Raw genomic sequence first — 12941 nt, forward strand, 5'->3', positions numbered from 1 at the left:
GACAACGTGACTATAGCTAGAATTAAGCCGAGGAACCCGTCCCCATGGCTCTATCCAATAAATAGAAGCGAACATATTTAATGCAATTTGAAGAAAACTAGTGGTGTGGAGGTGTTTTTTATGACGAAAAAGAAGCTAAGTAGCGGTGGATTCAGTGATGAACAAGCTGTAAGAAAAAAGCTGTCTAAACAATTCGACCATGAATTTGCGAATGAGCCACTAACACCGAATGAAAAATATAATAATAAAAAAACAAAAAAGCGTCAGTAGTAGGTTGAATTTGGAAAAAAGGAGTTCCTAATATGCCGCAACGAGACACTGGAACAAAAACTACACCACATCCTGATGGAAAAAAAGAAAGTATTATTAATGATTCTATAGGAACCCAAATCGGCATGAAAACAGGACGACGTCGAGATACTGAATTTAGTACGTTAACTGAAATTCATGATGAACAGTTGAAAAAGTTTGAGAAAATGATGCGGGGAAATCCTGTTAATGATGAATAGTGAGGGGCGTCTCCTTCCCTTCAAACGTGAAAAAGTGCTTGGTAAACACCAAGCGCTTTTTTAATACAAATGCTAAATTATAGTGAACTAATAAATCACTCCGATTACCATTTTATTTGCCAAATATATAAAATGTATGATAAAAATCAATTATGTTATAGCAGTAAGGGAGTTACTTGTCGTGATGAAAATAACAAAGGTTTTAAATAATAATGTGGTAGTAACTGAAAATAAGCAGAATCAGGAATTGGTCGTTATGGGAAAAGGTCTTGCCTTTCAAAAGAAGGTCGGACAACCAATCGATGAATCAAAAATTGAGAAGACTTTTATTCTCCAGAATTCTGGTATTTCTGACAAGCTAAATCAATTATTACAGGATACATCGGAGAAATATTTAGATATTGCTTATGAAATTTTAGAATATGCAAAATCAAAGCTTCCTTACAAATTAGATGAGTACCTATACGTAGCGTTAACAGACCATATTAGTTTTGCGATAAGTAGATTTCAGCAAGGTATACATTTAAAAAATACGCTACTTTATGAAATTCGCAAATATTATAGACAGGAATTTGAAATTGGCTTAAAGGCATTAGAACATATTGAAGAAGAAACGGGTGTTTGCCTAGATGAGAATGAGGCAGCATCGATTGCTTTGCATTTAGTTAATAGTCAGATTACTGGGGAAAATATGGATTTAGCTGTAAAAGTAACAAGTATGGTGAATAACATTTTAAATGTTGTTAAATATCATTTTCAAATGGACCTGGATGAGAAATCGATTAATTATGAGCGTTTTTTAACACATCTGCGTTATTTCGCTATCCGTTTCATTCGTAAAGAGAAAATGGGAGACACAGTCGATGACTTCTTCCATGAACAAATAAGTAAAAAATATGCACAGGCATACCAATGCACAAGAAAGATTGCTCATTACCTTAAGAAGGAATTTGATTGGGATTTACCAAAAGATGAAGAAGTATATTTAACTGTTCATATTCATCGAGTTACATTACGACAAAAAAACAGCTAATTTGTGAAAACGTTTAACAAAGTTGTTGACGTAGTAAAAAAGTCATGGTATAGTCTAATTGTAAATTGATTTACAGCAATTATAATTTAATAAACATTTAGGAATGTTACCTATTTTGGGCATAACCTGAACAGATTTGAATCACACGTTAGCTACGTGTGCGTGAATTCAAATTTGTTCAGGTTTTTTATTTACCTAATTTAGAACGAACATTCCGAAGTAAAAAAAAATACTGAATAAAAAGAAGAGAAGGTGGCCGATAATGAAATACGAACAATTGGCAAAAGACATTATTGATAATGTCGGTGGAAAAGAAAACGTTAACAGATTGTCTCATTGTGTTACAAGGCTTAGATTTGTATTAAAAGATGAGGACAAAGCAAATACCGAAGCATTAAAAGAACATGATGGTGTAGTTACGGTTATGAAAAGCGGCGGACAGTATCAGGTTGTTATTGGTAACCACGTACCTGATGTCTATAAAGCAGTTGTTTCAGAAGGTGGTTTTGAATCGGAGAAGCCTGAAAATGAAGGAAATAATGATGACGGCAAGAAAAAAGGAATTTTTGCAAAATTTGTTGATATCGTATCGAACATATTTATTCCAATTTTACCATTCTTAATGGCAACAGGTATTATTAAAGGTTTTAATGCTCTATTTGTAGCATTAGGTTGGCTAGAAAATACAAGTGGTACGTATCTATTGTTAAACGCGATTGGTGATGGTTTCTTCACCTTCTTGCCTATATTCCTAGGTTATACTGCGATGAAGAAATTTGGTGGAACACCATTCTTAGGGATGGCTATTGCCGCAGCATTAGTTCACCCAAGTCTACCAGGTATTAGTAGTGGCGAATCCATCATGACATTATTTGGTGGAACAGCATTAGAATCTGATGTTTATATTGCATTTTTAGGGATACCGGTTGTTTTGATGAGTTATACGTCTTCTGTTATTCCAATAATATTTGCAACTTATTTTGGGGCGAAAGTAGAAAAAGCTTTCCAGAAAATTATACCAACTGTTGTTAAATCATTTATTGTACCATTTTTAACATTGTTAGTTATCGTGCCATTAACGTTCATTATTATTGGCCCAATTTCTACTTGGTTAGCTCAGTCTATTGGTCATGGTGTCGACTGGTTATATCAAGCTGCACCATTAGTGTCAGGTTTAATAATAGGTGGTTTATGGCAAGTATTAGTTATTTTTGGCGTTCATTGGGGATTAGTTCCTATTTATTACAATAACCTTGCAGTATCAGGATCAGATATGTTAATAGCTATGACTTTTGCTGCTTCATTTGCGCAAATAGGTGCTGTTCTAGGTGTTTGGATGAAAACAAGAAACCAAAAATTAAAAACATTAAGTCTTCCAGCATTTATTTCGGGAATATTTGGAATAACCGAACCAGCAATTTATGGAATTACATTACCACTTAAAAAACCATTCATTATGAGTTGTATCGCTTCAGCTATTGGGGGAGCAATTATCGCAGTAACTGGTGCTGCGCTTTATAGTGCAGGTCCTACTGGAATCCTAAAAATACCTACTTTTGTTAATCCTGATCATGGTATTGATGGTGGTTTCTATGGTATGTTAATTTCTATTGTTGTTGCATTCGTTCTGGCATTTGTGCTTACTTATCTATTCGGTGGAGTTAATAAAAAAGAAGACTCCAAAGTGGATAAAGTAGAAGAAGTTACTAATAATGAAGTGAAAGCTACTTTAAATGAAGGCGAAGAAACTAAAGTTGTAAGTCCATTAAAAGGACAAACTGTACCCTTGAACGAAGTATCTGATAAAGTATTTGCTTCTGGTGCCATGGGTGAAGGTATTGGAGTACTACCAACAGAAGGAAAAGTGTATGCTCCCGTTAATGGTGTAGTTACAACATTATTCCCTACAAAACATGCTATTGGAATAACTTCAGATGAAGGTGTAGAAATTCTAATACACGTTGGTGTTGATACTGTACAACTAGAAGGAAAACATTTCACTGCGTATATTGAACAAGGGGATCGAATTAACACTGGAAAATTATTGGTGGAATTTGATGTTGATAAGATTAAAGAAGCTGGTTATGACGTAGTTACACCAATTATTATAACGAACCATGCTGATTTAGGTAAAGTGGTAACTACTGATACGACAAACTTAGAAGTTGGAGAACACCTAATTACTATAAAAGATTAAACAAAAAACAAAAAAAGATGTGGTTTTGATTTATGAAATCACATCTTTCATTTTAAGGCTTTCATAATACATTTTCTAATAGGAGTGGATTATTATGTCAAATACGAAAAGTTTTCCAAAAGGTTTCTTATGGGGTGGAGCAACTGCGGCAAATCAAATAGAAGGTGCATATAACGAAGACGGAAAAGGTCTAAATATTGCTGACGTGTTGCCAGGTGGCGGAAAAATTAGACAGATTGTTAGGAAGGATCACTCTTTCGAACTTAATATTGACCAAGAAAAATATCATTATCCAAACCATTTAGCTATTGACTTTTACCATCGTTATAAAGAAGATATCGCCCTATTTGCAGAGATGGGGTTTAAAACCTATCGTATGTCAATTGCGTGGTCAAGAATTTTTCCAAATGGTGATGAATTAGAGCCAAACGAAAAAGGACTTGAATTTTATGATAACGTAATTGATGAATTGATAAAATATAACATCGAACCAGTTGTAACGCTATCACATTATGAAATGCCTCTTCACTTGGTGAAAGAATATGGTGGTTGGAGAAGTCGTAAAGTTATTGAATTTTTCGAGCGCTATGTGACTGTTGTATTGGATAGGTATAAAAACAAAGTGAAATATTGGTTAACATTTAACGAAATTAACGCTGGATTAAAGATACCTCTTTTCAGTTTAGGATTTCTCCCCTTAAAAGATGAAGATGAAAATAAACAAGCAACTTTCCAAGGGCTTCATCACCAATTTCTTGCAAGTGCAAAAGCGGTAAAATTAGCGCACGAGATTATTCCAGATTCTATAGTTGGTTGTATGTTAATTAGTGCTCCTGTATATCCGTATGATTCTAACCCAGAAAATGTCATGTACGCTTTGGAAGAAAGTCAAATATTCAATTTCTTCTGTGGAGATGTTCATGTACGTGGCGTATATCCTACCTATATTGATAAACACTGGAAAAAACATAATGTGAAATTGGAAATTGAAGATGGAGATTTAGAGTTACTAAAAGAAGGAACCGTTGATTTCATTTCATTCAGTTACTATATGTCCAGGACAGAGAGAGTAGGAAGAACAGAAGCAGATGGTCGTCCTGGAAATGTGATTGGTGGAGCGGCAAATCCTTTTCTTAAAGCAAGTGATTGGGGTTGGGAAATTGACCCTACAGGTCTTCGTATTATTCTAAATGAACTATATGACCGTTATCAAAAACCTTTAATGATTGTAGAAAATGGTCTAGGTGCATATGACAAAGTTGATGAAAACGGCACGATTCAAGATGATTATCGAATTGACTATCTTCGTTCTCATATTTCAGCAATGGCTGACGCGATTGAAGATGGCGTGGATTTGATTGGTTACACTAGTTGGGGGCCAATTGATATCGTTAGTGCTGGTACAGGAGAAATGGAAAAACGTTATGGATTTATTTATGTGGATCTAGATAACGAAGGAAATGGAACATTGGAACGTAAAAAGAAAAAGTCATTTGACTGGTATAAAAAAGTAATTGAAACAAACGGACAAGAACTCTAAGATGATTTTTAGAAAGATGGGTTAGATTTAAATGCTCATCTTTCTACCTTTTATACTTCTTATTAATAGGAGATAATACAAAGTTTGTTTCAACCAGGAAATAAATTAAATAGCTCTAGACTAAAAATAAAGTAAGAGGTTACCCAATCTTTACTAATTTGCCTAGATGCCACGGGCAAAGCCTGGTATTAAGGACACAATAAAGTTAATGGCGAATTACTTTGATATTTTCCATTAACTAGTATGGGGGACATGTTCCTTGTCCCACAATTACATATAGGAGGAAAAACATCATGAAACATAAACAATTAAAACAGTTTCCGAATAATTTCTTATGGGGTGCATCTACATCTGCATATCAAGTTGAAGGAGCATGGGATGAAGATGGAAAAGGACCCTCAATCATAGATGTCAAAAGAATTCCAGAAGGTACAACAGATTACAAAGTAGCAAGTGACCATTATCATCGTTATAAAGAAGATGTAAAATTAATGGCGGAGATGGGCTTTAAAGCTTATCGTTTTTCTATTGCATGGACACGGATTTTCCCAGAAGGTACAGGAGAAATCAATCAAAAGGGAATTGATTTTTATAATAATTTAATTAACGAATTACTTAAATATAATATCGAACCAATCGTTACGATGTACCACTTCGACATGCCTTTAGCTTTAGATAAAAAAGGTGGTTGGGGTAACAGAGAAACTGTCGATGCTTTTGAAACCTATGCAAAAGTATTATTTGAAAACTACGGAGATCGTGTGAAATATTGGTTAACGATTAACGAACAAAATATGATGATTTTACATGGTTCGGCAATCTTAGGTAAAGACGGAGAAAACATGGAAAAAGAGCTCTATCAACAAAATCATCATATGTTAGTGGCTCAAGCAAAAGTAATGAAGCTTTGTCATGAAATGTTACCACAAGCAAAAATTGGACCAGCCCCAAACATTTCCTATATTTATCCTGCAACTTCTAAACCTGACGATGTTCTAGCAGCACAAAACTTCAGTGCTATTAGAAACTGGTTATACTTAGATGTTGCAGTCTTCGGAAGATATAATAATCTAGCATGGAGTTTTTTAGAAGAAAGAGATGCAATTCCTTCTATACAAGAAGGAGATATGGAAATTCTAAAAGCTGGTAAACCTGACTTTATTGCATTTAATTATTATTCAACGAAAACAGTAGAGGCTGCATTAGATGGTGAAAATGTAAAAAATGATACAGGAGATCAAGAACTGGCAGTAGGTGAAGCAGGAGTGTACAAAGGACATACGAATCCAAATTTACCCAAAAATGACTTTGGATGGGAAATTGATCCAGTTGGATTTAGAACAACTCTTCGTGAAATTTACAGTAGATATCATTTACCACTTATCATCACTGAAAATGGACTGGGTGCATTCGATACATTAGAAGAAGGAGATATCGTGAATGACCCATACCGAATTAACTACTTAAGAGCGCACATGGAGCAAATTCAATTGGCAATTACAGATGGAGTAGATGTATTTGGGTATTGCCCATGGTCAGCAATTGATTTAATCAGTACACATCAAGGTTCTAAAAAGCGTTATGGCTTTATTTTTGTAAATCGTGATGAATTTGATTTGAAAGATTTAAGACGGGTTAGAAAACAAAGTTTTTATTGGTATCAAAATGTCATTAAAACAAATGGAGCAGAGCTTTAATAGGAAAAGTTTTCTAATGTTTTAAGTCTATGAAAATGCCCGATTTAAATTAAAGTATATTTATCCATGTATTTGATAGTGGGAATAGAAAGCCACTTATTGTTCGGGTGGATAACAAGTGGTTATACCAAAAAAAAACAAAATCTCCTTTTTAATAGAATTTGTACATGCCTTAAAAAAGGGAAATAAGTTAATAGGAAAATAGTTGAAATAAACAGAGTGGATATACCGTTCTGTTTACTTCAAAGTAGATATGACCACCCGTCCATAGGGTGGTCATGTTTTAATTTACAGGAGGTACAATTATGAAATTTAATAAACATATAACTAAATTTCCAGAAAACTTTTTATGGGGAGGGGCCACCGCTGCCAATCAAATAGAAGGTGGTTATGGTGGAACAGAAAAAGGGCTTTCCGTTTCCGATGTATATATTTTTGATGAGAACACGCCAAAAGAACAATGGACTGATCAATGGCATTTGATGACACATAAGCAAGTAGAAGAGGCCCAAATTCCATCAAGTACAAAATATTACCCAAAAAGACATGGAATTGATTTTTATCATCATTATAAAGAAGACATTGCATTGTTTGCAGAAATGGGATTCAAAGCATTCCGAATGTCTATTGCTTGGACTAGAATTTTTCCTAATGGGGATGAACTTGACCCAAATGAAGAAGGATTACAATTTTACGATAACGTATTTGATGAATTATTGAAACATGGAATAGAACCAATTGTTTCTTTATCACATTATGAGATGCCACTTTACCTTGCAACAGAATATGGAGGTTGGGTTAATCGGAAAGTAATTGACTCTTTTGTTCGCTTTGCTACCACTGTCGCTAATCGCTACAAGGATAAGGTTAATTATTGGATGACCTTTAATGAAATTAATGCGGTTAAGCATCATCCGTTCGTAAGTCTAGGTGTAATTGAAGAAAATCACCCCCATCTTGAACAGGCAAAGTACCAAGGAGCTCATCACCAATTCGTCGCTAGTGCACTTGTAACTAAAGAATTTAAAGAAGCTAATCCAGAAGCAAAAGTTGGTTGTATGATGAGTTATCAGTTCCTTGTACCTTATAGCTGTGATCCGGATGATATTCAAGCCACTACTGAAAAGCAACGAGAATCATTATTTTTCAGTGATGTACAAGCTAGAGGATACTATCCTGCTTATACCGCAAGAATGCTAGATGAAAAAAATGTAGTACTAGAGATGGATCCCGAGGATGAAAAAATCATGCGGGAATATCCTGTTGATTTTGTATCCTTTAGTTACTATATGTCTAGTGCGGTAAGTTCACATCCTGAAAAATTAGAAGGTGCAGTCGGAAATTTAATTACAGGTGGAATTAAAAACCCATATTTGCCCAGTAGTGAATGGGGATGGCAAATTGATCCAAAAGGTTTACGCTCTGCATTAAATCAATTATATGATCGCTACCAAAAACCATTATTTGTAGCAGAAAATGGACTAGGTGCTATAGATGAAGTTGGAGAAGACGGTAAGATTCATGATGATTATCGTATTAATTATTTAAGAGAACATATTAAACAGATAAAAGAAGCTATAATGGACGGGGTAGATGTATTTGGTTATACCAGCTGGGGTTGTATTGATATGATTAGTGCTTCATCAAACCAGATGTCGAAGCGTTATGGATACATTTATGTCGACCAAGATGATATGGGTAGAGGAACAAAACAACGAATGAAGAAAGATTCATTCTTTTGGTATAAAAAGGTTATTGAGACAAACGGAGAAGAATTATAAAAAAGAAAATATGGGCTTCAGTTTAAACTGAAATTCATATTCTTATATTTAAAATTAAAAGGGGAAGTAAAATGAAACTAATTGCAATTGATTTAGATGGAACTACTGTAAATTCTAAAAAAGAAATTAGCAAAGAAAATATAGAAGCCATCAAAAAAGCACAAGAACAAGGGCATATTGTTATGGCTTTATCCGGACGTGCCATAAATGGTATAAAACCTGAATTAGATAAGTACGGATTAAACTGCCATATTGGGGCAAATAACGGTGCATCTTTATATGTGGATGATAACTTACTTCATATGACCTTTATAAAATCAGAACACTATAAGCGAATTTCCTTAGAACTAGAAAAAGAATTTGTTCCATTTAATATGTCTACGAATAACGGCGTGTTTGCTCCTAGAAATTGGGATGAAAGAGTAGAAAAAGTAATTTCTTCAGGTGCTGTTCCAAAAGAAAATCTTCAACATAGGCACTACGAAATGTTAACCAGATCAGCAGAAAAAAAGGGTCACAATCTCTTCGATGATGTAGAAGACGTTGTCAATGATGAATCAATTGAAGTTCAGAAGTTTTTGATTGTGACATTGGATCCAAAACAGAAAGAGAGAATAGAGCAGTTTCTAAGTACGATTGAGGAAATAGGTGTAGCTTCATCTACATTAAATATTGACATTATGAACAAGGATGCTAATAAGGGAACAGCCTTAAAATGTATGGCGGATCATTATAATATTCCATTAGAAGATACGGTGGCTATTGGAGATGATAGTAATGATATTACGATGTTCCAGATGGCGGGGTTATCGATTGCAATGGAAAATGCAAGTGATGAAGTGAAAGAGTATAGTGATGTTGTTACTTTTTCTAATGATGAACATGGTGTTGCTTATGCTATTCATAAATATGTATTAGATAGAAATGCTTAGTTTAATGAAGGTAACGGAAAATTAATATAGACAAATAAAAAGAGTTTTTGATGTTATAAAAATGTAATGAAGACAAATGGAGAAGAATTATAAGGTACATGGAAATAGGTTTCTTGTCTTATTTAGAAGGAGAGACCTGTCCCTGTAACCTGAAAGTGGGGAACGAAAATGAAGCTAATTGCGCTAGATCTAGATGGAACTACTTTTAACTCTAGACACGAAATAAGTAAGGAAAATTTAGAAGTAATCCAGAAAGCACAAGAGCAAGGGCATAAGGTAATGGTATTATCTGGCCGGGCGTTAGAAGAAATCAAACCAGATTTAGAAAAATATGAATTACTATGTCCTGTTGGGGCAAACAATGGAGCCTCCTTGTTTGTAATGAATCAAATAGTAAATATGATTTCGTTACAACCTGAACAAATTAATAAAATTGTTTTAGAAGTAGATAAGGAATACCTACCGTACAGAATTACTACCAATAAAGGAGTGTTTGTTCCAAATGATTACGTTCAGCGATTACAAAAAGTACTTACAACTGAAGATGATAAAAAGAAGCTAGAAATCTATAAAGCATATTCCGAGCGATATGGACATCAACAAATTGATCATATCGAGGATATTTTAAACGATAAATCTATTTCGATACAAAAGTATTTTGTTTACACACTAGACCCACTACAAAAAAGTAGATTCAAAACGTTATTAGATTTAATAGATGATCTCTATATTGCTGCTACTCCATTATTTATGGATATCATGCATAACCAAGCTAGTAAGGGAAATGCATTGAAGTATATGGCAGAATACTATAATATTCCACTCGAAGATACAGTTGCTATTGGGGATGAAGTAAATGATATTACTATGTTTCAGATAGCGGGACTAGCCATCGCAATGGGTAATGCAACGGATGAAGTGAAAAAATATAGTGATGTTGTCACATTAACAAATGATGAACATGGTGTTGCTTATGCTATTAACAAGTATGTTTTAGGAATAGAAAATGAGAATTAACAGAATAGAGCATGTTTGATTATTACTATAGTAGGTGATCAGATGAGGAAAATTATTTTTATGGATATTGATGGAACGCTGGTAAACGACAATGGAGTTATTCCAGAATCAGCCAAGCTCGCAGTCCAAAAGGCGCGGGAGAATGGACACCTTGTATTTATATGTACTGGGCGGTCTAAGGCGGAACTTTTCCCAGAGATTTTAGATATTGGTTTCGATGGCATTATTGGTGCTGCAGGAGGCTATATTGAAGTAGGACAAGAAGTGATCCTCCATAAGAATGTAAGTAAAAAAGATGTCGAACATCTAGTAAACTACTTCAACGAAAATAAAATTGACTTTTACTTAGAGTCTAATGGTGGGTTATTTGCAAGTGAAAACTGTAAAAAGCATATTGATGAAATCATTGAAAAAATCCTCGAGGAAAATCCAGATGCAAGGGAAGAAGTAGAAAAGGGATTACGTCCATTTCATGATGCTTTAATAGATGAGGAATATTTAATTCGAGAAGATATCAATAAGATTTCATTTTTAGGATCGGATATTCCTTTCGAGGTCATTCGTAAAGAATTCGCAGCAAAGTTCAATGTCATTCCTAGCACAGTACCTATGTTTGGAGAAAATAGCGGGGAATTATCCGTTCCAGGCATTCATAAGGCGACTGCTATTGAACTGTTACTTCAGCATTTACAAGCAGATAAAAAAGATACATTTGCCTATGGTGATGGGATGAATGATTTAGAAATGATTGAATATGTCCAACAAGGCATTGCGATGGGAAATGCGAAAGAAGCATTGAAGGAAGCAGCAGATGATGTTACCGGTACCCATGATGAAGATGGTATTTTTAATAGTTTTAAGAAGTATGGCTTGATATAAACTAGATGAAGAGTTAATTTCCAATAAGTAATGTTCATGGACCATTATGAATAGCAAACCTATTAGCAGTTAAATTGGTTTGCTATTTTTTACTATAACAATGATTTTGCAAGTGCTAGATTTTGTGAAAATAAATGTTAATTATGACCAACTAAGGAATTAATAGCATGATAAATGAAGGGGCAACTATTCCATAGATTAAAAGATTAGATTTTAGAGTATTAATCATATTTCAGATATCGGAAAATATAAAATTGACTAAGTATTCAAAGGAATTATCTGGTAATCCATGTTACTATTAAAGTGTGATTATTAACTAACTGATCTTGTGGTTTTTATCTTTTTAAGAAGTTGGTTAGGGGGAAGTATTTTGAATGTAGAACAAAAAAACATTCACTTTCTAAAAGAGTACATAGATATTGAGGGTCATAAAAATGGGGTATTTATAGAGTCAACGGATTTCGAAAATCCCTTACTCTTGTTTTTGCATGGGGGACCTGGATTCCCACAATATCCGATTATTAAACAATCCGGACTTACGTGGTCAGATGATTTTACGGTTTGTTATTGGGAGCAAAGAGGTACGGGGATGTCTTATAATGCATCCACTCAAGGTGAACTAACCATAGAAAGGTTAATTTCAGACGCGTTGGTCATAATCAATTATCTAAGGGAAAAGTTTAATAAAAAAAAGATTTATATTTGCGGGCACTCCTTTGGAACATTACTTGCTAGTATTGTTGTGAGTCGATATCCTCAGTATTTTCATGCGTATATTGGAGTTGGGCAATTTGGAAGACATTTTGAATCCAACAAGCATACGTATAATTTTTTATTAGAGACATCGATTAAACAAGGGGATAAAAAGGCGGAGAAAGATATTCGTTCTGTCACGTTTGATAGAGAATTTTATAAAAATCAGGGTTATCGTAGAATCTTAGGGAGATATCTTAATAAGTTTGGAGGTGGTACGAAGAGAACGGGATATTCCAATTGGAAAGGTATTAAAGATCTATTTGCTTGTAGCCAATATACTTGGAAAGAGCGTTTTAATATACCTAAGGGAATCTTCTATAGTTATGATGCCTTATCGGAAACCATTGCCAAAGCTGATGCTGTCATACAAGCACCTCGTATGGAAGTTCCTATTTATATTTTCCATGGTTTATTCGATTATCAAACCTCTTACAAAGAGGCAAAGCGATTTTTTGAAAAAGTAGAGGCACCATTAAAAAAAATCTATACGTTTGAGAACGCGGCACATTCTCCTTTTATAGAAGAAAAAGAGAGATTTATACATATTCTTAAAAAGGATGTATTGGGTTTATATGTTACTCCCATGCAATAAAATATCTT

General features: G+C 34.2%; 11 protein-coding genes. All 11 read left to right on the forward strand.

Annotated features, from left to right (window positions below; all coding sequences use genetic code 11):
• Positions 1–120: 120 nt before the first annotated feature.
• The 11 genes from sspO (at position 121) to K332_RS0120175 (ending at position 12933) form a co-directional block, all read left to right on the forward strand.
• A complete protein-coding gene (gene sspO / locus K332_RS0120125) occupies positions 121–270 on the forward strand; it encodes a small acid-soluble spore protein O (RefSeq protein WP_026909089.1) in 150 nt (49 codons plus the stop codon).
• Between the two features lie 32 nt (positions 271–302).
• Entirely contained in the window at positions 303–509 is a 207-nt protein-coding gene (locus K332_RS0120130; protein ID WP_026909090.1) for a hypothetical protein, read from the forward strand.
• Between the two features lie 184 nt (positions 510–693).
• The gene (licT, locus tag K332_RS0120135) at positions 694–1542 is read left to right on the forward strand and encodes a BglG family transcription antiterminator LicT (protein WP_026909091.1); all 849 of its coding nucleotides are present in this window, start codon (positions 694–696) and stop codon (positions 1540–1542) included.
• A 262-nt stretch (positions 1543–1804) separates the two neighbouring features.
• Positions 1805–3739 carry a beta-glucoside-specific PTS transporter subunit IIABC gene (locus tag K332_RS0120140; RefSeq protein ID WP_026909092.1) on the forward strand — a complete coding sequence of 645 codons (1935 nt, stop codon included), beginning with the start codon at positions 1805–1807 and terminating at the stop codon, positions 3737–3739.
• A gap of 94 nt (positions 3740–3833) precedes the next feature.
• Positions 3834–5279, forward strand: a complete 1446-nt coding sequence (locus K332_RS0120145) for a glycoside hydrolase family 1 protein (RefSeq protein ID WP_036689481.1) — start codon at positions 3834–3836, stop codon at positions 5277–5279.
• A 293-nt stretch (positions 5280–5572) separates the two neighbouring features.
• Entirely contained in the window at positions 5573–6976 is a 1404-nt protein-coding gene (locus K332_RS0120150; RefSeq protein WP_026909094.1) for a glycoside hydrolase family 1 protein, read from the forward strand.
• 305 nt (positions 6977–7281) lie between these two features.
• A complete protein-coding gene (locus tag K332_RS0120155) occupies positions 7282–8757 on the forward strand; it encodes a glycoside hydrolase family 1 protein (protein ID WP_036689484.1) in 1476 nt (491 codons plus the stop codon).
• 71 nt (positions 8758–8828) lie between these two features.
• On the forward strand, positions 8829–9689 hold the full coding sequence (locus K332_RS0120160) for a Cof-type HAD-IIB family hydrolase (protein ID WP_026909096.1): 861 nt from the start codon (positions 8829–8831) through the stop codon (positions 9687–9689).
• 168 nt (positions 9690–9857) lie between these two features.
• On the forward strand, positions 9858–10706 hold the full coding sequence (locus tag K332_RS0120165) for a Cof-type HAD-IIB family hydrolase (protein WP_026909097.1): 849 nt from the start codon (positions 9858–9860) through the stop codon (positions 10704–10706).
• Positions 10707–10748: 42 nt separating this feature from the next.
• Positions 10749–11585: a Cof-type HAD-IIB family hydrolase gene (locus tag K332_RS0120170; protein WP_026909098.1), complete on the forward strand. Its 837-nt coding sequence runs from the start codon at positions 10749–10751 to the stop codon at positions 11583–11585.
• Between the two features lie 370 nt (positions 11586–11955).
• Positions 11956–12933, forward strand: coding sequence for an alpha/beta fold hydrolase (locus K332_RS0120175; RefSeq protein WP_026909099.1), 978 nt, complete (start codon positions 11956–11958; stop codon positions 12931–12933).
• Positions 12934–12941 lie beyond the last annotated feature (8 nt).

Origin of the sequence: Paucisalibacillus globulus DSM 18846 (assembly GCF_000482485.1) — a bacterium.
Classification (GTDB): Bacteria; Bacillota; Bacilli; order Bacillales; family Amphibacillaceae; genus Ornithinibacillus; species Ornithinibacillus globulus.

Coding starts and splice junctions, on each gene's coding strand:
- sspO (WP_026909089.1), top strand. CDS start 121: ATGACGAAAAAGAAGCTAAGTAGCGGTGGATTCAGTGATGAACAAGCT.
- K332_RS0120145 (WP_036689481.1), top strand. CDS start 3,834: ATGTCAAATACGAAAAGTTTTCCAAAAGGTTTCTTATGGGGTGGAGCA.
- K332_RS0120130 (WP_026909090.1), top strand. CDS start 303: ATGCCGCAACGAGACACTGGAACAAAAACTACACCACATCCTGATGGA.
- K332_RS0120155 (WP_036689484.1), top strand. CDS start 7,282: ATGAAATTTAATAAACATATAACTAAATTTCCAGAAAACTTTTTATGG.
- K332_RS0120140 (WP_026909092.1), top strand. CDS start 1,805: ATGAAATACGAACAATTGGCAAAAGACATTATTGATAATGTCGGTGGA.
- K332_RS0120165 (WP_026909097.1), top strand. CDS start 9,858: ATGAAGCTAATTGCGCTAGATCTAGATGGAACTACTTTTAACTCTAGA.
- K332_RS0120160 (WP_026909096.1), top strand. CDS start 8,829: ATGAAACTAATTGCAATTGATTTAGATGGAACTACTGTAAATTCTAAA.
- K332_RS0120150 (WP_026909094.1), top strand. CDS start 5,573: ATGAAACATAAACAATTAAAACAGTTTCCGAATAATTTCTTATGGGGT.
- K332_RS0120170 (WP_026909098.1), top strand. CDS start 10,749: ATGAGGAAAATTATTTTTATGGATATTGATGGAACGCTGGTAAACGAC.
- licT (WP_026909091.1), top strand. CDS start 694: ATGAAAATAACAAAGGTTTTAAATAATAATGTGGTAGTAACTGAAAAT.